The organism is Cyanobium sp. Cruz CV13-4-11, from assembly GCF_024346055.1.
In the GTDB taxonomy this organism is placed as follows: domain Bacteria; phylum Cyanobacteriota; class Cyanobacteriia; order PCC-6307; family Cyanobiaceae; genus Cyanobium.
The window spans coordinates 1-18,138 of sequence record NZ_JAGQCH010000037.1 but is presented as its reverse complement, the minus strand read 5'-3'; the positions used below and the strand labels follow the sequence as shown (position 1 = coordinate 18,138).

29 protein-coding genes are annotated in these 18,138 nt (G+C 68.4%); 20 read left to right on the top strand and 9 right to left on the bottom strand.

What is annotated here, in order from left to right; translation table 11 throughout:
• Positions 1–338: 338 nt before the first annotated feature.
• Complete coding sequence (locus KBZ12_RS17545; RefSeq protein WP_254959356.1) at positions 339–1,820, bottom strand: carotenoid oxygenase family protein; 1,482 nt, start codon at positions 1,818–1,820, stop codon at positions 339–341.
• A gap of 269 nt (positions 1,821–2,089) precedes the next feature.
• Positions 2,090–2,746: an imidazoleglycerol-phosphate dehydratase HisB gene (hisB, locus tag KBZ12_RS17540; protein WP_254959355.1), complete on the bottom strand. Its 657-nt coding sequence runs from the start codon at positions 2,744–2,746 to the stop codon at positions 2,090–2,092.
• 126 nt (positions 2,747–2,872) lie between these two features.
• Between hisB and KBZ12_RS17535 the strand changes: the two genes are divergently transcribed.
• The gene (locus tag KBZ12_RS17535; protein WP_254959354.1) at positions 2,873–3,475 is read left to right on the top strand and encodes a carbonic anhydrase; all 603 of its coding nucleotides are present in this window, start codon (positions 2,873–2,875) and stop codon (positions 3,473–3,475) included.
• A 55-nt stretch (positions 3,476–3,530) separates the two neighbouring features.
• Here the strand turns inward: KBZ12_RS17535 and fabI are convergent, their stop codons facing one another.
• Positions 3,531–4,313: an enoyl-ACP reductase FabI gene (gene fabI / locus KBZ12_RS17530; protein WP_254959353.1), complete on the bottom strand. Its 783-nt coding sequence runs from the start codon at positions 4,311–4,313 to the stop codon at positions 3,531–3,533.
• A 70-nt stretch (positions 4,314–4,383) separates the two neighbouring features.
• Between fabI and KBZ12_RS17525 the strand changes: the two genes are divergently transcribed.
• Positions 4,384–5,070 carry a 4'-phosphopantetheinyl transferase superfamily protein gene (locus tag KBZ12_RS17525; protein WP_254959352.1) on the top strand — a complete coding sequence of 229 codons (687 nt, stop codon included), beginning with the start codon at positions 4,384–4,386 and terminating at the stop codon, positions 5,068–5,070.
• Between the two features lie 4 nt (positions 5,071–5,074).
• Here KBZ12_RS17525 and KBZ12_RS17520 read toward each other — a convergent pair whose 3' ends face one another.
• Positions 5,075–5,668, bottom strand: a complete 594-nt coding sequence (locus tag KBZ12_RS17520) for a hypothetical protein (protein ID WP_254959351.1) — start codon at positions 5,666–5,668, stop codon at positions 5,075–5,077.
• A gap of 175 nt (positions 5,669–5,843) precedes the next feature.
• On the opposite strand from KBZ12_RS17520, the gene KBZ12_RS17515 reads away from it, so the two are divergent.
• Positions 5,844–7,046: a DegT/DnrJ/EryC1/StrS aminotransferase family protein gene (locus KBZ12_RS17515; protein ID WP_254959350.1), complete on the top strand. Its 1,203-nt coding sequence runs from the start codon at positions 5,844–5,846 to the stop codon at positions 7,044–7,046.
• Between the two features lie 12 nt (positions 7,047–7,058).
• Here the strand turns inward: KBZ12_RS17515 and KBZ12_RS17510 are convergent, their stop codons facing one another.
• The 5 genes from KBZ12_RS17510 to KBZ12_RS17490 form a co-directional block, all read right to left on the bottom strand.
• The gene (locus KBZ12_RS17510) at positions 7,059–8,540 is read right to left on the bottom strand and encodes an FAD-binding domain-containing protein (protein WP_254959348.1); all 1,482 of its coding nucleotides are present in this window, start codon (positions 8,538–8,540) and stop codon (positions 7,059–7,061) included.
• On the bottom strand, positions 8,540–9,100 hold the full coding sequence (locus tag KBZ12_RS17505; RefSeq protein ID WP_254959347.1) for an NUDIX domain-containing protein: 561 nt from the start codon (positions 9,098–9,100) through the stop codon (positions 8,540–8,542). The genes KBZ12_RS17510 and KBZ12_RS17505 overlap by 1 nt, the downstream gene beginning before the upstream one ends.
• 53 nt (positions 9,101–9,153) lie before the next feature.
• Positions 9,154–9,762 (bottom strand): 2-amino-4-hydroxy-6-hydroxymethyldihydropteridine diphosphokinase, encoded by a 609-nt coding sequence (folK, locus tag KBZ12_RS17500; RefSeq protein ID WP_254959346.1) that lies wholly within the window; start codon positions 9,760–9,762, stop codon positions 9,154–9,156.
• A gap of 4 nt (positions 9,763–9,766) precedes the next feature.
• Positions 9,767–9,997 (bottom strand): DOPA 4,5-dioxygenase family protein, encoded by a 231-nt coding sequence (locus KBZ12_RS17495; RefSeq protein ID WP_254952718.1) that lies wholly within the window; start codon positions 9,995–9,997, stop codon positions 9,767–9,769.
• A 62-nt stretch (positions 9,998–10,059) separates the two neighbouring features.
• Positions 10,060–10,368: a hypothetical protein gene (locus KBZ12_RS17490; RefSeq protein ID WP_254959345.1), complete on the bottom strand. Its 309-nt coding sequence runs from the start codon at positions 10,366–10,368 to the stop codon at positions 10,060–10,062.
• Between the two features lie 193 nt (positions 10,369–10,561).
• On the opposite strand from KBZ12_RS17490, the gene KBZ12_RS17485 reads away from it, so the two are divergent.
• From KBZ12_RS17485 to KBZ12_RS17410, 17 genes are all read left to right on the top strand, one after another.
• Positions 10,562–10,816, top strand: coding sequence for a HEPN domain-containing protein (locus KBZ12_RS17485; RefSeq protein ID WP_254959344.1), 255 nt, complete (start codon positions 10,562–10,564; stop codon positions 10,814–10,816).
• 205 nt (positions 10,817–11,021) lie between these two features.
• Entirely contained in the window at positions 11,022–11,447 is a 426-nt protein-coding gene (locus KBZ12_RS17480; RefSeq protein WP_254959343.1) for a type II toxin-antitoxin system PemK/MazF family toxin, read from the top strand.
• Between the two features lie 147 nt (positions 11,448–11,594).
• Positions 11,595–11,942: a nucleotidyltransferase domain-containing protein gene (locus KBZ12_RS17475; protein ID WP_254959342.1), complete on the top strand. Its 348-nt coding sequence runs from the start codon at positions 11,595–11,597 to the stop codon at positions 11,940–11,942.
• Positions 11,943–12,209: 267 nt separating this feature from the next.
• A complete protein-coding gene (locus KBZ12_RS17470) occupies positions 12,210–12,611 on the top strand; it encodes a HEPN domain-containing protein (protein WP_254959341.1) in 402 nt (133 codons plus the stop codon).
• Positions 12,583–12,930: a nucleotidyltransferase domain-containing protein gene (locus KBZ12_RS17465; RefSeq protein ID WP_254959340.1), complete on the top strand. Its 348-nt coding sequence runs from the start codon at positions 12,583–12,585 to the stop codon at positions 12,928–12,930. The genes KBZ12_RS17470 and KBZ12_RS17465 overlap by 29 nt, the downstream gene beginning before the upstream one ends.
• 130 nt (positions 12,931–13,060) lie before the next feature.
• Positions 13,061–13,369 (top strand): ribbon-helix-helix protein, CopG family, encoded by a 309-nt coding sequence (locus KBZ12_RS17460; protein WP_254959338.1) that lies wholly within the window; start codon positions 13,061–13,063, stop codon positions 13,367–13,369.
• Entirely contained in the window at positions 13,357–13,488 is a 132-nt protein-coding gene (locus KBZ12_RS18760; RefSeq protein ID WP_396101496.1) for a type II toxin-antitoxin system PemK/MazF family toxin, read from the top strand. The genes KBZ12_RS17460 and KBZ12_RS18760 overlap by 13 nt, the downstream gene beginning before the upstream one ends.
• Before the next feature lie 9 nt (positions 13,489–13,497).
• Complete coding sequence (locus tag KBZ12_RS17455; protein ID WP_254959337.1) at positions 13,498–13,779, top strand: hypothetical protein; 282 nt, start codon at positions 13,498–13,500, stop codon at positions 13,777–13,779.
• Entirely contained in the window at positions 13,758–14,003 is a 246-nt protein-coding gene (locus KBZ12_RS17450) for a hypothetical protein (protein ID WP_254959336.1), read from the top strand. The genes KBZ12_RS17455 and KBZ12_RS17450 overlap by 22 nt, the downstream gene beginning before the upstream one ends.
• Before the next feature lie 20 nt (positions 14,004–14,023).
• Positions 14,024–14,413, top strand: coding sequence for a type II toxin-antitoxin system PemK/MazF family toxin (locus tag KBZ12_RS17445; protein ID WP_254959335.1), 390 nt, complete (start codon positions 14,024–14,026; stop codon positions 14,411–14,413).
• A gap of 49 nt (positions 14,414–14,462) precedes the next feature.
• Positions 14,463–14,723: an AbrB/MazE/SpoVT family DNA-binding domain-containing protein gene (locus KBZ12_RS17440; protein ID WP_254959334.1), complete on the top strand. Its 261-nt coding sequence runs from the start codon at positions 14,463–14,465 to the stop codon at positions 14,721–14,723.
• Positions 14,720–15,103 (top strand): type II toxin-antitoxin system PemK/MazF family toxin, encoded by a 384-nt coding sequence (locus tag KBZ12_RS17435; RefSeq protein ID WP_254959332.1) that lies wholly within the window; start codon positions 14,720–14,722, stop codon positions 15,101–15,103. The genes KBZ12_RS17440 and KBZ12_RS17435 overlap by 4 nt, the downstream gene beginning before the upstream one ends.
• Before the next feature lie 30 nt (positions 15,104–15,133).
• Positions 15,134–15,358: a hypothetical protein gene (locus KBZ12_RS17430; protein WP_254959330.1), complete on the top strand. Its 225-nt coding sequence runs from the start codon at positions 15,134–15,136 to the stop codon at positions 15,356–15,358.
• 160 nt (positions 15,359–15,518) lie between these two features.
• Positions 15,519–16,178: a hypothetical protein gene (locus tag KBZ12_RS17425; protein WP_254959328.1), complete on the top strand. Its 660-nt coding sequence runs from the start codon at positions 15,519–15,521 to the stop codon at positions 16,176–16,178.
• A 104-nt stretch (positions 16,179–16,282) separates the two neighbouring features.
• The gene (locus tag KBZ12_RS17420) at positions 16,283–17,122 is read left to right on the top strand and encodes an HpsJ family protein (protein ID WP_254959326.1); all 840 of its coding nucleotides are present in this window, start codon (positions 16,283–16,285) and stop codon (positions 17,120–17,122) included.
• Between the two features lie 92 nt (positions 17,123–17,214).
• Positions 17,215–17,457 (top strand): hypothetical protein, encoded by a 243-nt coding sequence (locus tag KBZ12_RS17415; protein ID WP_254959325.1) that lies wholly within the window; start codon positions 17,215–17,217, stop codon positions 17,455–17,457.
• The gene (locus KBZ12_RS17410; RefSeq protein ID WP_254959324.1) at positions 17,457–17,897 is read left to right on the top strand and encodes a TA system VapC family ribonuclease toxin; all 441 of its coding nucleotides are present in this window, start codon (positions 17,457–17,459) and stop codon (positions 17,895–17,897) included. The genes KBZ12_RS17415 and KBZ12_RS17410 overlap by 1 nt, the downstream gene beginning before the upstream one ends.
• Positions 17,898–18,138 lie beyond the last annotated feature (241 nt).

Sequence of the window (18,138 nt, the reverse complement as noted above, 5' to 3'; positions counted from 1 at the left end):
AGTCCAAAGGCGGCGAAATCGGGCTGTCTGAGCGCTTGACATGAACCCATTGACGAAATCACCGAGAAATCAGCTCGGAGATGGGAAAACGCGACTGCTTAGACGGTTTTTCCGCAAACTCTTAAGGGGTGGTACCCCGCCTCACAGTTTAACAATGGACCCTGTCCAGAAAAAGCCAGACCACGTCAACCCAGATGCCATCTGCGCCTCTAAAAGGATTACCGAAGAGCGAGAAATACCACTGATCCACAAATCCTTCGCTCTTCCGTGCTGTGGACTCTTCTGATCTAGAGACAAAGGCTGATGCGTCGAATCCGCAGACTCATCGGGCGCTGACTTCAGGCCGCCACCCAACTGCCGTGCAGGCCATGGGGGATCGCCAGGGGCAGCTCCACCAGCGCCTGCTCCTGCATGGAGGCGGCATCCAGCACCACCAGGTCGCTGGCGCTGCGGGCCCCGTTCCAGAACAGGCCGAGCACCCAGCCGTCGTCCTCGGCGGTCGCTCCGGGACGGGGCACCATGATCGGCTCACTGACGAACCCGCGGGGTGCCGCACTCCAGACCCGGGTCTCCCCACCCTGGAGATCGAGCTTCATCAGGGCCTGGAGCGGGTCGTTGCCCCGTTCCCGCTCGGCCACCGCCATCCAGGCGTAGCGACTTTCAAGTCCCACCCGTGAAGGGGCCACCATGGCGAACTCGCAGGTGCGCTCACTCAGCCGCGTGGCCGTCACCTTGCCACTGGCCAGATCCAGACGGCAACGCTCCAGCAGCCCCGCCGGGATGCGATCAAAATCCACCTCTTTGTAGTCCTGGTCAGGGCCGATGGAGGGGAAATCGGCGTAATAGATGCTGTCAATCACCACGGCATCGCCGTCTTCCCAGGCATTGAGGTGGTGGAACACGAATCCCTCCGGCGCCTCCAGCAGCCGCGGCTCCTGGCCGGCGAAGGCCCCGTCCTGGCGGGGGATCAACCAGAACTGACCCCGGGCGCCGGGGCGGGATTTCAGGCACTGGGCGGCCCCTTTGCGGCCGAGCACAAAGGGGAGGGGATTGAAATCGATCGCGTTCTGCAGGAACACCGCCCAGTTGGGGGTGATGGCGAAGTCGTGCAGGAAGGCAAAGCCGGGGAAGCTGTGGCTGGAGTCGGCCAGCAAGGTGCCCGCCCCAGAACCTTCAGCGGCGAATTCCATCAACCGCACCGTGCTGCGCGGTCCGGCCTTGACGCCGAAGGTGACCATCCGGGTGGCACCGTGGTGGCCGGGGTCAAAGCGGGGGTGGGCACTGAAGGCCTCATCAGGCTTGAGGACCCCGTCCAGCAGGCTCAGGCCGCGGGTTTCAAGGCTGCGCGGATCCAACGCATGGGGGGAGCTGGCTTCCCAGAGCGCAAGGAGCTGGTCGCCAAGCCGCACCACATGGGTGTTGGCGATGTTCTTGAGCCGAAGGTCGAAAGCATTGGCCAAGGGGCCGCCCGGCTTGGGTGTGCCGAACACGCCGCGGTACAGATAGCTGCCGGCCTTCTCCTCCGCCAACCAGCCATCGGTGCGCACGAAGCGATTGCTGAGCTGGACGCCGGCGGCGGTGAACCGCAGGGCGGTGATCATCCCGTCGCCATCGAAGGGGTGATGGACCCAGTGGCCGCCCCGTTCCAGCCGGCCGGGTCCGTTGCGATAGAGGGTCCCGTTCAGCTCGGCGGGGATGGTGCCCCGGCTGGCCACCAAGGGCACCTCTGTGAGCTCCTCGCTGACATTGCCGAAGGAGCTGACCCAGTCGGAGCGTTCGTAGGCAGGCGAAGCCGCGCCAGCAGGGGAAGCAACGGTCATCGGGTCAGCCCACAGGAAGAACAGCGCCACGCGCTGAACCGATTATCACGTAACGGAGTGTGAAGGCGTGGGCGGCCGTCCCGCCCTCACGCCTCGCAGGGCAGCTCCACCGGCGGGCAGGGGGGCTGGGAAACCGCACATGGGGCTGACTCGACGGCCCTCGGCAGGCAATCAGCAGCTTGGACCGGAGCGGCGGCGGCGATGGTGGCAGCGAGGCCGGCCACAAGCACAAGGAGAGGACGCATGGGCTCTGAACGGATCCCAAAATCCTAGTCGCCACCGGCTGGATTGCCTCCAGCCCCGGCCCGCTCCAGAACGCCCTTGCTGCTGGGTACCGCTCCGCCGCGGCGGGGATCGATCTCCACCGCCTGATCCAGGGCGCGGGAGAACGCCTTGAAGCAGGCCTCGACGATGTGGTGGGAATTCACCCCCGCCAGCTGGCGGATGTGGAGGGTGAGGCCGGCGTTGTTGGCCACCGCCACGAAGAACTCCCGCACCAGTTCGGTGTCGTAGGTGCCGATGCGCTGGGCCGGGATGGCCAGGTCGTAGCTGAGGTGGGGCCTGCCGGAGCAGTCGAGCGCCACCTGAACCAGGGCCTCATCCAGGGGAGCCAGGAAGTGGCCGAACCGCCGGATGCCGCGCCGGTCCGCCAGGGCCTGGGCGAGGGCCTGCCCCAGCGCGATCCCCACGTCCTCGTTGGTGTGGTGGTCGTCGATGTGGGTGTCGCCCCTGGCGGTGATCTCCAGATCGAGCAGGCCATGGCTGGCGAGCTGGTGGAGCATGTGGTCGAGGAAAGGGACGCCGGTGTCCACCTGGCAGCGGCCGGTGCCATCGAGATCCAGGGCCACGTGAACATCGGTTTCGCCGGTGACGCGATGGACCTCGCCGGTGCGTGCAGGACCGGTCCGCGGAGAGCTGATGGACACGCGAGCGAAGCAACGGACCGGATCTGAATCATGCCAAAGCTCCAGCGGCCACGCCCTGACGTCCGGAGGCGTACTTGGTGTGAAGCGCTACCGCGCGGGGCCCGAGGGGATGGTGGTGTGGAACGTATGCAGGCATGCCCAAATGCGGTCCTCGATCAACTGCGCGCCGGGCACCAGCGCTTTCTCGACGGCCACTCGCTCCATCCCCACAGTGATCGCCTGCGGATGCTGGAGGTGGAAGCCGGCCAAAGTCCCGTTGCGGCCGTGCTGGGTTGCGCCGATTCGCGGGTGCCGGTGGAGCTGTTGTTCGACACGGGCTTCGGCGATCTGTTCGTGGTGCGCAACGCCGGCACCATGAGCACCGTGGCCGCGATCGCCTCGCTCGAGTACGCCGTCAGCTACCTGGGGGTGCCAGTGATCGTGGTGCTCGGCCATGCCGCCTGCGGCGCGGTGGCGGCGGCCTTCGACCGGGGGCTCAGCCTCACCCCGAGCCTGGCCCAGGTGGTGGGCCAGCTGCGCATGGAGCTATTCAGCCTCGGCGGCGAACACGACCTGGAGGAGGCCTGCCGCCACCACACCCTCAATGCGGCCCGCAACCTTGTGGATTCCAGCGTGATGCTCACCGACAGGCTCAGGTCGGGCCGATTGCAGGTGGAAGCGGCGTACTACAACCTGCACACCACCAGCATCGAATGGATGGGCACCGTGATGCCGATGCGGCAGGGGTGAGCGGAATTGACCGACACATCGGGTGTTGGTTCTTCGGCTTCAGAAGTGGAGCCGATCACATCCCCGTGATGCAATACCCCGCATCCACGTAGATCACCTGGCCGGTGATACCGCTGGCCAGGGGGCTGGCCAGGAAAGCGGCGGTGGCACCCACCTCGTCCTGGGTGACGGTGCGGCGCAGGGGAGCCTTCGCCTCAACGTTGTGGATCATGTCGAGGATGCCGCCGATCGCCGAGCTGGCCAGGGTGCGGATCGGCCCGGCGCTGATGGCATTCACCCGCACCTGCTGCTCGGGGCCGAGCTCGGCGGCCAGGTACCGCACCGAGGCCTCCAGGGCCGCCTTGGCCACGCCCATCACGTTGTAGTTGGGGATCGCCCGCTCGGCGCCCAGGTAGCTCAGGGTGATCACGCTGGCCCCCTGGCTGAACAAGGGCTTGGCGTGGCGGCAGAGGGGCGCCAGGGAATAGGCGCTCACCTCCAGCGCCCGGGCGAAGCCCTCCGGGCTGATGGCACTGAAATCACCCACCAGCTCATCCTTGCCGGCGAAGGCCAGGCAGTGGATCAGCACATCCAGAGAGCCCCACTGCTCGGAGATACGCTGGAACAGGGCCTCGATCTGGGCCGGGTTCTGCACGTCGAGGGGCTCGAACAGGGTGGGGTTCAGGGGCGCGGTGAGTTCCCGCACCTTGCCTTCGAAGCGCCCCCGATCGTCGGGCAGGTAGGTGATGCCCAGCTCGCAGCCCGCCGCCGCCAGCTGCTGGGCGATGCCCCAGGCGATCGAGCGGTTGTTGGCGATGCCGGTGACGAGGGCCTTCTTGCCGCGCAGATCAAGGAGCATGGGGAGCAGGGCGCCGGAGGGCGAGGAGATGCAATCCGGCGATTCTCCCGTACGTGCGGCGATCGCTCCGGTGGCCTGGCCTGACCCCGGCGGTGGCCTGGCGCTGCCGCCCTGGCCCGGCAAGGCACCCGCCGCTGCTCCGCTGCTTGTGCTGCTGGATCGACGGGAGCCGCAGGTTCTGGCGCTGGTCGCGCCCCTGGGGGATCTGCTGAATCCTGGGGAAAGGAAACGCCTGCGCCAGCTGCGGCGCCAGGAGGATGGCGAGCGGTTCCTGCTCGGTCGGGGGGCGCTGCGGTTGCTGCTAGGCGGGTGGCTGGGGTGCGATCCCGCCGGCCTGGTGCTGGATGTTGGGCCCCACGGCAAGCCAGAGCTGCCCCCCCAGGAGGCCCTGGGGCAACGGAGGGGGGAGCTCCCCCCCCGGTTCAACGTGTCCCATTCGGGGGATCTGATCCTTTTGGGCTTTCACCCCCTGCGGCCGGTGGGGGTGGATGTGGAGCAGCGACGGCCGGTGCCGGAGTGGGAGGCCATCGCCGATCGCTTGCTGCCAGCGGAGGAATCGGAACGGATCCGGGCCCTGCCGGAGGAGCGGCACAGCGACGGTTTCCTGGCGGCCTGGTGCCGGCTGGAGGCGGGCCTCAAGGCCAGGGGGCTGGGCCTGTTCGCTGGAGCGCCTGCCGACGAGCCGCCAGGGCGGGACCTGGAGCTCTGGCCCCTGCTCCTGCCGCAGGGCTACGTGGGCGCCGCGGCCCTGGCCTGAAGCGTCAGGACCCCCAGGGCTGGGGCTCCTCCGGTTCCTCCAGATCTTCGGGGGTGAGCGGCAGCCCCAGCAGCCGCTTTTCGGCCCGCCGGATCGCCCGCGGGTCGCTGAGCAGGTCGGGCTCCTCGAACAGGGGCAGCACCGGTGGCCGGTGCTCCGCCGCGATGCGGGGCGGTGGCTCCCACAGGAAGGTGCTGCCGGGGGCCCGCTGGCGGCAGAGCGCCTCCATCTGGCGGCGCAGGGCCAGCCGCACCGGCCCGCGCTCCTGGGCCAGGAAGAACTCCTGCCGCGGAGCCAGCCCGAAGCTGGTGGGGGCCGGCCCGTTGCCGCCCTGAAGCCGGGCGGCGTCCGGAAGCCAGCGGGGCCGGCAAACGCCGGGACGGCTGGTGTCGGTCTCGATCCAGATGTGCAGGCCCTTACCGCCGGGCCGCGTCACCACGGCAAGCCCGTCGTGGGGTTGGTGACGCGGCAGGGGGTACACCCGGCCACTCGAGCGCTGCTCGGCCGGCACGCAGCCGGCCAGCAGGATCGCCACCAGGGGCAACCCCAGCAGGGATCTTCCCAGCGGGCTGCGGGCCAGCGGGCAGGGGGGCGGCACAGCAAAGGCAACGCGATCACGCGATGATCCTTACCCAGCCGCCCCATCCGCTCTGCAGCAAGGGCGGCAGATCCACGGGTGCTCACCGCCGTCACCAAGCTGACCCCGGGCACGGCCGCTGAACAGGGGATGGGCCGTCGGCCCTGGTCGGATCCGCAGGTTTAATGTTGCCGCCATGCAAGTGCCCCCCTTCAGTCTCAGCGAGCAACTGCACCAGCTGGGAGACGCGCTCGATCACGCCGTCCTCGAGGTCTTGCGCAGCGGGCAGTACATCGGGGGGACCATCATCAGCGGCTTCGAGGCCGCCTTCGCCGAGGCCTGCGAGGTCCCGCACGCCATCGGCTGCAACAGCGGCACCGACGCCCTGGTGCTGGCCCTGCGGGCCCTGGGCATCGGCGCCGGTGACGAGGTGATCACCAGTTCGTTCAGCTTCTTCGCCACGGCTGAAGCGATCAGCGCCGTCGGCGCCACGCCGGTGTTCGTGGACGTGGATCCGGACACCTACCTGATCGATCCGGACGCGATCGGCGCCGCCATCACCCCGGCCACCCGCGCCCTGATGCCGGTGCACCTGTTCGGCCGGCCGGTGGACATGGAGCGGATCATGGCCATCGCCGCCGCCCACGACCTGCGGGTGATTGAGGACTGCGCCCAGGCCAGCGGCGCCAGCTGGGCCGGGCGACCGGTGGGCGGCTGGGGTGACGCCGGCTGCTTCAGCTTCTTCCCCACCAAGAACCTCGGGGCCGCCGGAGACGGCGGCATGGTGGTCTGCCGCGACCCGGAGCTGGCCCAGCGGATCCGCGAGCTGGCGGTTCACGGCATGCCACGCCGCTACCTGCACACCGACCTCGGTTACAACAGCCGGCTCGATGCCATGCAGGCCGCCGTGCTGATGGTGAAGCTGCCGCACCTGGCCGGCTGGGTGGAACGGCGGCGGGCCATCGCCGAGCGCTACCAGCGGGAACTGGCCGGCTTGCCGGGCCTGCTGCCCGCGGCCCCCGGACCGGACGGCCACAGCTGGAACCAGTTCGTGGTGCGGGTGCCCCGCTGCCCGGCGGCCACGATCGCCTGCGGCGGACGCTGCACCCCCGCCGCCGACAGCGCCAGCTATGGCCTGCCGGAGGCCTGCTGCCGCGATTGGCTGAAACAGCAGCTGCAGGAGGCCGGGGTGACGACGATCATCTACTACCCGATTCCCATCCACCGGCAGCCGGCCTACGCCTCCCTGGGCTACGCCCCCGGCAGCCTGCCGATCACCGAACGGCTCTGCGCCGAAGTGCTCAGCCTGCCGATCTTCCCCGAACTCAGCGCCGAGCAACAGGACAGCGTCATCGGCGCGGTGCTCCGCCTGGTGGGGGCCGCAGCGGTCGTCGCCTGAGGCCCTGGCCAGCTAGCCCCTGGGCAGGGCCGCGTGCAGGGCCTTGAAGCGGGCCTGCTGCACGTTGTGGCTGACGATCGGCGCGGGGTAGCCACGCCGTTCCAACGGCGCGATCTCGCCGCTGATCAGGTCGCCGGTGGCCACATGGGCCAGTTCCGGCAGCCAGCGGCGGATGTAGGTGGCCTCCGGATCGAACTTGCGCGCCTGCGTGAAGGGGTTGAAGATGCGCAGCGGTTTCGGATCCATGCCGCTGCTGGCGCTCCACTGCCAGCCACCGTTGTTGGCGGCGAGGTCGCCATCGACCAGCCGTTGCATGAAGGCGCGCTCGCCCCAGCGCCAGTCCACGATCAGGTCCTTGACCAGGAACGAGGCCACGATCATGCGGCAGCGGTTGTGCATCCAGCCGCTCTCGTTCAGCTGGCGCATGGCGGCATCGATGATCGGCAGCCCGGTGAGGCCCTGCTCCCAGGCCTGAAGGCGGGCCGGGTCGTCCTCCCAGGGGAAGTGGCGCCACTGCGGCCGGTAGGGGCCATCGGCCAGCTCGGGGAAGTGGAACAGGGCCTGCTGGTAGAACTCGCGCCAGGCCAGCTCCTGTTTCCAGACGCCGATGGAGCTGAGGGCCTCCTCGCTGCGGGCGAGGGCCCGGGCCCCCTGGGCGGCGGCCCAGGCCTGGCGGGGGCTGAGGGTGCCGACACTGAGGGCGGCGGACAGCCCGGAGGTGCCGGCCTCACCCGGAAAATTCCGGCCCGGCTCGTAGGCGGCCAGGGGACCGCCGTTCACCCCGCCGTCGGCGAAGGCCTGCAGCTGCGCCAGGGCGGCCGCCTCCCCGGAGCGGCAGGGGCAGAGGTCGGCGCCGGCGAAGCTGAAGCCGAGCTCCTCGGCCGTGGGCGGCGCTTCCAGCCGGGGCAGGGCGGCCCAGAGGGGAGCGCCCTCCGCCGGCAAGGCGGCGGGATCGAGATCCAGCAGGCCGGTGGGGGCCTCCACCGGCTCGAGGCCACCGGAGCGCCCCTCCACCTGGCCGCGCCAGTTACGCAGAAAGGGCCCATAGACCCGGTAAGGCTCCCCGGCCCCGGTGCGGATCGCCTCCGGCGCCACCAGCAGCTGATCCCAGTCCACCAGCACCCGGGTGCCCAGAGCCTGCAACGCGGCCGCCACCTGGCGGTCGCGCTCCCGGCCGTAGGGCTCCACCTCACGGTTCCAGGCCACCACGGTGGCGCCCACAGCCCGGGCCGCCCGGGGAATCAGGTCGGCCGGCTCGCCCCGCAGCATCAGCAGCCGACTACCGGCCGCCCGCCAGCGCTCCGCCAGCTCCCGCAGGCTCTCGCAGAGAAACCAGACCCTGGCCGGCGCCATCAGGGGGCCTGAAAGGATCGCCGGATCGAGCACGAACACGCCGGTGACCGCCGGGGTGGCGGCCGCAGCCGCGGCCAGTCCCAGGTTGTCGGCCAGGCGCAAGTCGCGGCGATGCCAGAACAGCCAGCGCTCCGGGGCCATCAGAGTCCCAGAAACTGACGGGCGCGGTACCAGGCGGTCACGGTCTTGCCGTCCAGGGCCTCATCGCCGCCGGCCAGGGCCGCATCCAGCTGCGCTGGCTCCAGCAGCAGCACCTCCATGTCCTCGTCGTCGTCGCCGGGCGGACGCTCCTCCAGCAGGGTGAGGTCGCGGGCCAGGAAGAGGTGGATCACCTCGTCGGAATAGCCGGGGCAGGGGTGCATGGCCCCCAGGGGATCCCAGCGGCTGGCGCTGTAGCCGGTCTCCTCCTCCAGCTCTCGCCGCATGGAGCCCAGGGGCTCCTCCCCCTCCTCCAGGGTTCCGGCCGGGAACTCCAGCAACCGGCCGGCCACGGCGAAGCGGTACTGGCGCAGGATCACCACCCGGCCGTCCTCGAGCACCGGCACCGCCAGGGAGGCGCCCGGATGGCGGATCACGCCGTAGGTGCCCTCAATGCCGATCGGCAGCACCACCCGGTTGAGCTCGAAGCGCACCTTGCGGGCATCGAGCGCGGCCATGGTCTCCAGCTGGGTGCTGGGCTCGGGGGGCGGCAGGGGAGCCATGGGGCGGGCCATTGGGGCCTCCAGTGTGACGGGCGGGGGCCTGGGGGCGCGGTTCAGGGTCCCTCGGGCCAGCCCGGCTCCCCCGGCAGGGGCAGAGGGGGCGGCTCCAGGGCGGCCCGCGGCAGGGCAGCCAGGCCGGCGGAGGCCGTACGGGGGGTGAGGGCGGCCGCCAGGGGAAGGGGGAGGTCAGGATCGATCGCCGCCAGTGGCGCCAGCACGAAGGCCCGTTCCCCCAGGTGCGGATGGGGGAGCTCCAGCTCCGGGCCGTGGCTGGCCATCTCCCCGCACCAGAGCAGGTCGAGGTCGAGACGACGGGGTCCCCAGCGCTCGCGGCGCTCCCGGCCGAACGCCGCCTCCAGCCGCAGAAGCCGCGCCAGCAGCCCGTTGGGATCGGGCCAGCAGGCCGCCGGCCCCGGCGCCGCGGCCGGGCGTGCCAGCAGGACGGCGTTGAGGTAGGGCGGCTGTCCCGGCGGCCCGCCCACTGGCGCCGTGCGGAACCGGGGCGACCAGCTCAGCTGCAGGGGAGCCACGGCCCAGGCCCGCAGCTCGGCTTCCAGCCGCGGCCGCACGGCCGTGAAGGTGGCGGCGGGGTCGCCGAGGTTGGCGCCGAGGGCGATGGCCAGGGAGGGGCGAGGCGGGGGGGCCGCCGTGGTGGGAGGCATCGGCTCAGCCGCCGGTGACGCCATGCACCAGCACCGTGAGACCGCCGCGGTGGGTCTCGAGCCAGGGGATCAGGGCCTCGAAATCCTCCCGCCCGAAGCTGATCTGGCAGCTGCTGAGCGGATGGGGGCCCACCGGCAGGCCGAAACGGGCTCCGGCGGGCTGCGCCACTGAAGCGGCGCCGCAATAGACGTGGGCGTGGTGACGCTCGTAAATGTTGGAGGGGCGGCGGGTCATGGCTTCTCGACCGGAGCCTGGCGTTCTGGCACGGTATCGGGGCCGGAATCCGGCCCGGCCGATCAGGGCCTGGGCCGGAGCCGCTCGAGGAACTCCGCCTCCGCCACGGTCGCCCGCCGGGTGCGCTGCTCGAAGAGACAGAGCTCACGGCCCTGCCTCCCCTCCAGCAGCAGGGCGGAAATAAGGAGGGTGCCGCCATCGGGCCTGCGATCGGCCACCGGCACATCAATCCGCTCCCCCGGCATCCGGGGCTGCTCCAGCCGGCTGGCCTTCTGGCAGGCGGCGCGCACCTCCCGGTCGTAGGCGCGCCAGGCATCGGGGCTGGAGGCCCCCGCGGGCGGCAGCGCCGGCCCCAGCAGCAGAAAGGCCAACCCCAGCGGGACGAAGCCTGGGGCGGGCTGCTTCCTCCCGAGCCAGGACCGCCCCGGGCGGGAGGCGCCGGAGGACACCAGAGAGGTCACGCCAAGGTGCGGCATCGGAGGGGAGATCAGCGAAGCCCATTGTCTCCACCGACCCCCTGACTGGGACCCCCACGGTCCGCCGCCGTCCCCTGATCAGCGAGACTTGCGCATCCCTTCCAGCCCCCGGGGGCAGCGCACCCTCTCCCACCTTCCTGCCCATGGCCAGCAGGCGTGGGGCCACGGCCTCGGGCGCTCATGGCGCGATCTGCCGCCGGCCGTCGCCGCTGAGTTGGCGGCCAGCGTCAGCGATCTGGAGGACCGTTTGCGCATCCTTGATGCCCTTTACATCCCGACGCGCTACCCCGATAGCCTGCCCGATGGGGCCCCGACCGACCATCACTGCTTCGCAGAAGCCTGACGGCTACGGGCGGCTTCAGAGCGAGGACGGCTTGCGCCATTCACGTTCGATCATTAACGCCATCGCTGCTGCGCTGGCCTGAACCGGAGCAGGTGCTGAGCCAGGTGTGCGCTTAGGCGGTGATCGCCTCAACATCGGATGCGTGTCTGTCATACACGTTGGCATGCATCTCGTAAACTGCATTCCATCACGTCTGGGGCGTTCCATGAGTGCCGTCAGCCTCCGACTTCCAGATCACCTGGAACAACAGATCAGTGAGGAAGCGCGACTCAGCGGCCAACCGCGCTCCCAGCTGCTGCGCGAGGCCTTGGAAACCCTGCTGTCCCAGCGGCGGGAAGAACGGGCGCAGGCGGCCCTGAGGCTGGCCGCAGAGGCTTTGGCCAGCGATGCGGGCGCCTGCGCGGAGGCCCGGGAGCTGGCCGCCGATTTCCTGATGGCGGAAAACGAAGCCCTGCGGTTGCTGATCCCCGCGCGCGACCGGTTGCTGCGCGAGTGCTGGGCCATGGCGGAGCAAGCCCGAGCCCTCGATCGCAACCGCATCGGCGACGGCCCCCTGTCCCGGCTCAGCGCTGCTGAAATGACCGCTCTGGAGCAGGCGTTGCGGGCCGCCCTGGGATTGGCGGGCGTCTGATGGCTCGTGTAGATCGGCCATGGATCTGCTGGCGGCAGCGAGCAGCCGAATCCCGCGTTCACGGGTCTGCACCACGGCAGAGCCAAATCACGGTGGCCCCTGGTGATGGAGCCGCACCAGAGCTCTTGCTACTGCGAGACTGGTTCCATGGAAGCGACGACTGCCCCCTCCATCGAGACACGCCTCCCCCTCCTGGCGGCGGCGATCGGCGCTCACATTCCAGGGGCCCAGGTTCGTCTGTTCGGTTCCCGTGCCCGCGGTAACACCAGTTCCGACTCGGATATCGACCTGTTGATCACGGTCCCCGACATCTGGCTGGCCAGCCACGATCGCTGGCTCACCCTCAGTGAGCTCAGGCGCCGGCTGGCCATGGTCGATGTATCGCTGGATCTGCTGTTGTTTTCGGAAGCTGAAGTGGCGGAACGTCAGCACTGGCAGAGCCATGTGATCGGGCAGGCCTATCGGGAGGGGCAGCTGCTCCAAGCTCCTCTCTGAAGCCGAGGGCTTCCTGAAGATGGCCAGAGCTGACTTGACTTCGACGTCTATCGGCGCTTTCGGCGGGAGCCTTTTTTCCGGGTTTCCCTGCCGTAAGCCAAGAAAAACGACGGCAGCGCTCTCGCACCAGGCCCATCGCTTCGCCCCCCCCTTCAGCCACTCCCCATTAACCCGACCGCCCCTCCGCCACCACCGGATTGCGCATCAACGTGATCAGCTGGATCGGGGTGCTGGTGGGCTGGCAGCCGACGCCGCCACAATGGCGCCATGAATCGTTCCGCCGACTGGCTGCATCAGGCGCAGGCCGATCTGGAGCTGGCCGGAGTCAGCGCCGCCGCCGGCCACCATGAATGGGCCTGCTTTGCTTGCCATCAGGCGGTGGAGAAGGCCCTGAAGGGTTTGCACCTCCGCCATGGCCAGCAGGCGTGGGGCCACGGCCTCGGGCGCTCATGGCGCGATCTACCTCCGGCCGTCGCCGCTGAGCTGGCGGCCAGCGTCAGCGATCTGGACGACCGTTTGCGCATCCTCGATGCCCTTTACATCCCAACGCGCTACCCCGATAGCCTGCCCGATGGAGCCCCGACCGACCATTTCGGCCGGCTCCAAAGCGAGGACGCCCAACGCCATGCCCGTTCGATCGTTGACGCAATCGCTGCTGCGCTGGCCTGATCCGGAGCAGGTGCTGAGCCAGGTGCGCCTCTGGGCGGCCCAAGTTGCGGCGGAGCATCCCGGCCTGGAGCGGGTGGCCCTGTTCGGCAGCTACGGACGGGGTGACGCCGGGGTCGGCAGCGATTTGGATCTGCTACTGATCGATGCCGGCAGCAGCGGCCCCCAACACCAACGCCTGCTGGCCTGGCCCCTGGCGGAGCTGCCGCTCAGCTGCGATGCCCTGGTGCTCACGCCCAGCGAACACGCCGAACTGCTGGCCAGCGGCTCCGCCATGGCAGCAGCGCTGCAACGGGACAGCCGTTGGTTGTGGCACCGGTAGCGATCAGACGCTGAGCGAACCACACCAGTTGGTGCGTCTGTGGGGTGATCGCCTCAGCATCGGAGGCGTGGTTGTCATACAAATTGGCATGCATTTCGTAAACTGCATACCATCAAGTCCGTGGGGGGCCATGAGTGCTGTCAGCCTCCGACTTCCAGACCACCTGGAACAACAGCTCAATGAGGAAGCGCGACTCAGCGGCCAACCTCGCTCCCAGCTCCTGCGCGAAGCCTTGGAAACCCTGCTGTCCCAGCGGCGGGAAGAACGGGGGCAGGCGGCCCTGAGGCTGGCCGCCGAGGCTTTGGCCAGCGATGCGGGTGCCTGCGCGGAGGCCCGGGAGATGGCCGCCGATTTCCTGATGGCGGAAAACGAGGCCCTGGCTAGGGCTGAGGCGCCTTCGACCACGACCTCGACCTCGACCGAACCATGGTGGCGCTGATGCGCCGCGGTGAGGTCTGGGTGGCACGCCTCAACCCCAATCAAGGGGCTGAGGTGGGCAAGGTGCGGCCGGTGGTGGTGTTTCCTCATGAGCCAAGGATCTGCAGGAGGATGCCTTGACCCAGCCTGGTGGAGCGCGGTTTGCAGCTCACCCGTCACGCCGCCGACAAACTCGAGACCTACGGGATTGACGGCGCCCGGCTGGAAAGCTGGCGAGCGGCACTGGAACGTGGAGATCCCTTTCTCGATGTCGTCACAGGGTCCCTGGTGCTGGTCATGCACTGGGAGGAGCGACCATGGATCGTGATCTTGAGCAAAGATGGGGACAGGGTCGTGACGACCTATCCGAGCGACGAACGCACCGTGACCAATCGCCGAGGAGCTGGCCGATGGATTTATCCAGCAAACTGAGCGCCCAGCTGAAGTGGATGCAGCTTCGGCTCGATCCAGAATCCGGCGCGATCCTGTTCCGCCACCCCACCCTGCGGGGCATCCCTGATCTGGTGGTGGAGGGCGATGGCTACACCTTGGAGTTCATCGGCCCCACCCTGCTCTGCCTGGACATCCAGGACCCGAGCGGCATGGCTCGCCTGCTGGCCGAGCCCGTCAAAGGCAAGCTGCCGATCGGGGTCTGAAGGATCGGCAAAGGAGAGGGATGTCCCCGCGCAGGGCCGCCAGGAAGCCTCCGAGGCCCCAGTTGCAGGTCCAGGCGGTGGCGCTGATGCGCCGCAGTGAGGTCTGGGTGGCACGCCTCAACCCCAATCAAGGGGCTGAGGTGGGCAAGCTGCGGCCGGTGGTGGTGGTGATTCAGGCCGATGCACTCACCGAAGCGGGCCTCGCCACCCTGCTGGTGGTGCCCCTCACCAGCCAGCGGCGCTGCGGCGCCGAAGCCCTGCGGGTGCCGATCCCCGCCCGCGACCGCCTGCTGCGCGAGTGCTGGGCGATGGCGGAGCAACCCCGAACCCTGGATCGCAACCGCATCGGCGAAGGCCCCCTGACCCGGCTCAGCGCTGAAGAAATGGCCGCTCTGGAGCAGGCGTTATAGGCCGCCCCGGCACAGATGTCTAAACTGACGGCGAAACGTTCGGCACCGGATGGCTCCCCAGCCCCCTCGCCAGGATCTGCGCCGCTGGGGGAATTCCCTCGGGGTGCGCCTGCCAGCCGCCATCGCCCGTGAGGCCCGGCTTCACGACAACCAGACCGTGGAACTCAAGGTGGTGGCCGATGGCGTACTGATCCGGCCCGTCCAGCCCCGGCTCTCCCTGGCGGAGCGACTGGCGATCTACACGCCCATGGCAGGCGAAGCCACTGAAGCGATGGCCTGGGATCCCATCGGCACAGAGGTGATCGAATGACCCCGCCGCGGCCCTCCGCCGCCTGGGTGCCGGATCGGGGTGAGGTGATCTGGATCGACCACAACCCCCAGGCCGGACGGGAGATGAAGTACCACCATCCCTTTCTGGTTCTCTCCACCGCCCCCTTCCATGCCTCTGTTGGGTTGGTGGTGGGATGCGCCATGACATCGGCGGCCTACAACCGCGGCTCCTCCCTGGCGGTGGATCTGGGGCCGATTCCCGACCGGCCGGAGGCCCACAGCTTCGTGCTCTGCCACCAAATCAAGTCCTTCGATTGGCAGGCCCGGGGTGCCCGGCCCCATCCCATGGGCTCCCTCAGCAACGACAGGTTGGAGATCGTGCTGGAGATCGTGGGGCAGATCCTGGGGTTTGTGATGTAGCGCGCCAGGGGCTCGGCAGGGTTTTCAGTCTTGACGCAATCGCTGCTGCGCTGGCCTGAGCCCGAGCAGATCCTGAACCAGGTGCGCCTCTGGGCGGCCCAGGTGGCGGCGGAGCATCCCGGCCTGGAGCGGGCCCCTGGCCGAGCTGCTGGCCAGCGGCTCCGCCATGGCCACCGCCCTGCAACGGGACAGCCGCTGGTTGTGGCATCGGTAGCGATCAGCCAGCCAGCTGGCGTATCAGGCCAGCTGGGATGAGGAACCACTGAGAAGGGTGTGGGGGTCGCTCGCAAATCAGGGGCCCTGGGAGGCAACGCCCCCGAAGTTCCACCCAATCGGCAAAGGGTTGCTGCATGTGCCAAGCGAGCAACCGTCCCTGGGGTGCGGATCCGGTGAGGGGGGGGCAAACTGCGCCAAAATGACATCTGTTTGCAGTGAATTTTCCCCTCCTGGCTCGACACTGCAAGCGCCTTGTTCCCTTGCTGGCAGTCCCAGCGGCCTTGCTGCTGAGCCAGGGCAGGCGAAGGCGGTTCTGACCTACAACATTTTTGAATCCGCAGGAAATGTTGTTGTTCAGACGAGTGGCAGCCTGAATTTCACTGGGGCAACCCAGTCCGGCCCGTTTGGCTGCTCTACTTTTAATGGAGCAATCTACTCTAACTTTGCGGCTATTTGCACCGGCACTGATGCACTTGTTCCCACCTATCCTATCACCGGTCCCGGAAATTTTAATGGAAGCGGATTGTTCCCCGCTTCCAGCGTGACCGGAATATTCACCGCGCTTTTGGGTACTAATGGTGTTTTTATGATTGATCCTGCCTATATTTCTAATTCACCAATTGTCAGCAGCGCCACGTTTAATAGCCAAACCCTCGCAACCCTCAACTTCACCACAACGGGCCTGATCGGCACTTGGTCCCTCACCGGCACCAGTGAGACGATCCAGGTGATCATCGGGGCACCTGCCGCCGCCGTCCCCGGCCCTCTGCCCCTGCTCGGTGCTGGCGCTGCCTTCGGCTGGAGCCGCCGCCTGCGCAAGCGCATCGCCACTCCTTTGATCACGCCGCCCCAGGCCTGATTGCAGCCCTGATCGCCTTTCCCCGCCCTGCCATCGGTGGGGCTTTTTTGTGGCCGCCATCGGCGGCGATTTCCTTCTCTGCGTTCCGCCCCCTGAGGTCTGCCATGCCCCCCAGCTCCGAGTCATCCCGCTCCGGCGCTCCCGTGCTCCTCTCCGCCCCGGGCCTGAGCGTGGTGGCGCTGGTGCTGTTTGTGCTCTTCGGCTCGCTGGTGGCGGGGGCCCTGTGGCCGCTGCAGCTGCTCAATCCCGCCTGGCAGTTGCGCCTCGCTGGCACCTTGATCAATACCGCCGCCTTTCCCCTGCTCGGCCTGGCCTTGCTTCAGATCGCCGCCGAGCTGGGGCCTCATGATCCGCTGCTGAAAAGCCGCGCCCGCCTCTGCAGTCAGCTGGCCCTGGCTGCTGCCCTCGGGTTCCTGCTGCTTCTCCCCCTGCAGACCATCGCCGGCCTGCGGACCAGTCGCACGGTCAACAACGCCCAGGCCGCCCGCATCCAGGGCGCCGAGGCCAAACTCAAGGCCCTGCGCCAGGCCGTGGCCGACGCCGCCAGCAACGCCGATCTCAACCAGCAACTCCAGAAGCTCCAAGGGCCCGTGCTCGGTCCCGCCGACATCGCCCAGCCCCTGCCCCTGCTCAAAGCCCAGGTGGCTGCCGTGCTCGACCAGGCCGCCCTGCAGATCAGCCGCGAGCGCGAGGCCAGCCAGCCCCGCACGCCCCTGCTACTGCTGCCCGAGCTGCTCCGCAATGCCCTCGCCAGCCTGGCGCTGGCTCTGGGCTTTGCCGCCCTGGCCCGGCGGCCTGGTTCAGCGCGATCCCTGCTGCAGGAGTGGCAGGGGACCTGGGGCGATTGGCAATGGCGCCTGGAGCAGCGCCGGGCCGCTCGCCGGGGAGGCACGTCCGATGAGAAGTACATCCGGCAGCTCAGTGGGGAGGAGCCGGAGTCCTAGCTGCACACCTGCGTGAGCTGGGTCGCGGGGATCGGGATTCCAAAGACAACTTGATGCGCTGATGCTAAGATGAACTGAAGTTGAAGCTGGTCATGCGAACCACGCTCGACATCGAGGACGATGTGTTGGCCGCCGCCAAAGAGTTGGTGCAGCGCCAGGGCGTCTCCGCCGGGAAAATGGTTTCGAGGCTCATGCGCTCTGCCCTAATCGGTGAGGTGCCAGCCCAGCGCTCTGGTGCTGCGGTTGTGGCCGGATTCCGCCCCTTTGCGGCCAACAATCAACGCCTGGTGAGTAACGAACAAATCGATCAGTTGCGCGATCTTGAAGGCGTCTGATGCGGGCCCTGCTGGATGTGAATGTGGTCATCGCCCTGCTCGACAGTGGGCATGTGATGCATACCTCCGCCTGCAGCTGGCTGGAGCGGAATCTCAACCAGGGCTGGGCCACCTGCCCGCTCACGGAAACCGGCGTGGTGCGCATCATGGCGCAACCCGCCTATCCCAATCCGCAACCGGCCCAGCAGGTGGCGGCCCGTCTGGCCGAGGCCTGCGACCATCCCAGCCATGCCTTCTGGCCCCAGCAGATCAGCCTGCTCCAGGAGGGGCTGATTCGCTGGGAGATCATTCTCGGTCCTCGCCAGATCACCGATGCCTATCTGCTGGCTCTGGCCGTGGCCCAGGGCGGCCGGCTGGTGAGCTTTGATCAACGGATTGAGCCCCAGCAAGTGCCTGGTGCAAGTGCGAGCCATCTCTGGGTGACTCCGCCCAATCGTTAACCCTCGCTCCTCAGCCCCGAACCCCCTCCGCCACCACCGTATTCTGTAAAGCCACAATCTAACAATGCCATGCACCTGTGCCGCCACCATGATCTTGTGGATCATTCCTAAGAGGTAAGCGTTCAGGGGGCGTGACAGCATGCGGCGAACTCTGTCTCTGCTGAATCCTTGACAGCGGCCTGATTCTCGTTTGCATCTCAGGCAGAGACTGTTTGCGATGGGCGCCCCACCAACAGGGATT

What these genes read in the sequence shown, in the direction of transcription:
- KBZ12_RS17435 (WP_254959332.1), top strand. Translation starts at nt 14,720, where the DNA reads ATGACCCCGCCGCGGCCCTCCGCCGCCTGGGTGCCGGATCGGGGTGAG.
- KBZ12_RS17450 (WP_254959336.1), top strand. Translation starts at nt 13,758, where the DNA reads ATGGATTTATCCAGCAAACTGAGCGCCCAGCTGAAGTGGATGCAGCTT.
- KBZ12_RS17445 (WP_254959335.1), top strand. Translation starts at nt 14,024, where the DNA reads ATGTCCCCGCGCAGGGCCGCCAGGAAGCCTCCGAGGCCCCAGTTGCAG.
- KBZ12_RS17425 (WP_254959328.1), top strand. Translation starts at nt 15,519, where the DNA reads ATGACATCTGTTTGCAGTGAATTTTCCCCTCCTGGCTCGACACTGCAA.
- KBZ12_RS17510 (WP_254959348.1), bottom strand. Translation starts at nt 8,540, where the DNA reads ATGGCCCCGGAGCGCTGGCTGTTCTGGCATCGCCGCGACTTGCGCCTG.
- KBZ12_RS17495 (WP_254952718.1), bottom strand. Translation starts at nt 9,997, where the DNA reads ATGACCCGCCGCCCCTCCAACATTTACGAGCGTCACCACGCCCACGTC.
- KBZ12_RS17545 (WP_254959356.1), bottom strand. Translation starts at nt 1,820, where the DNA reads ATGACCGTTGCTTCCCCTGCTGGCGCGGCTTCGCCTGCCTACGAACGC.
- KBZ12_RS17505 (WP_254959347.1), bottom strand. Translation starts at nt 9,100, where the DNA reads ATGGCTCCCCTGCCGCCCCCCGAGCCCAGCACCCAGCTGGAGACCATG.
- KBZ12_RS17535 (WP_254959354.1), top strand. Translation starts at nt 2,873, where the DNA reads ATGCAGGCATGCCCAAATGCGGTCCTCGATCAACTGCGCGCCGGGCAC.
- KBZ12_RS17415 (WP_254959325.1), top strand. Translation starts at nt 17,215, where the DNA reads ATGCGAACCACGCTCGACATCGAGGACGATGTGTTGGCCGCCGCCAAA.
- KBZ12_RS17460 (WP_254959338.1), top strand. Translation starts at nt 13,061, where the DNA reads ATGAGTGCTGTCAGCCTCCGACTTCCAGACCACCTGGAACAACAGCTC.
- KBZ12_RS17515 (WP_254959350.1), top strand. Translation starts at nt 5,844, where the DNA reads ATGCAAGTGCCCCCCTTCAGTCTCAGCGAGCAACTGCACCAGCTGGGA.
- KBZ12_RS17420 (WP_254959326.1), top strand. Translation starts at nt 16,283, where the DNA reads ATGCCCCCCAGCTCCGAGTCATCCCGCTCCGGCGCTCCCGTGCTCCTC.
- folK (WP_254959346.1), bottom strand. Translation starts at nt 9,762, where the DNA reads ATGCCTCCCACCACGGCGGCCCCCCCGCCTCGCCCCTCCCTGGCCATC.
- KBZ12_RS17475 (WP_254959342.1), top strand. Translation starts at nt 11,595, where the DNA reads ATGGAAGCGACGACTGCCCCCTCCATCGAGACACGCCTCCCCCTCCTG.
- fabI (WP_254959353.1), bottom strand. Translation starts at nt 4,313, where the DNA reads ATGCTCCTTGATCTGCGCGGCAAGAAGGCCCTCGTCACCGGCATCGCC.
- KBZ12_RS17440 (WP_254959334.1), top strand. Translation starts at nt 14,463, where the DNA reads ATGGCTCCCCAGCCCCCTCGCCAGGATCTGCGCCGCTGGGGGAATTCC.
- KBZ12_RS17480 (WP_254959343.1), top strand. Translation starts at nt 11,022, where the DNA reads ATGAGTGCCGTCAGCCTCCGACTTCCAGATCACCTGGAACAACAGATC.
- KBZ12_RS17410 (WP_254959324.1), top strand. Translation starts at nt 17,457, where the DNA reads ATGCGGGCCCTGCTGGATGTGAATGTGGTCATCGCCCTGCTCGACAGT.
- KBZ12_RS18760 (WP_396101496.1), top strand. Translation starts at nt 13,357, where the DNA reads ATGGTGGCGCTGATGCGCCGCGGTGAGGTCTGGGTGGCACGCCTCAAC.
- KBZ12_RS17470 (WP_254959341.1), top strand. Translation starts at nt 12,210, where the DNA reads ATGAATCGTTCCGCCGACTGGCTGCATCAGGCGCAGGCCGATCTGGAG.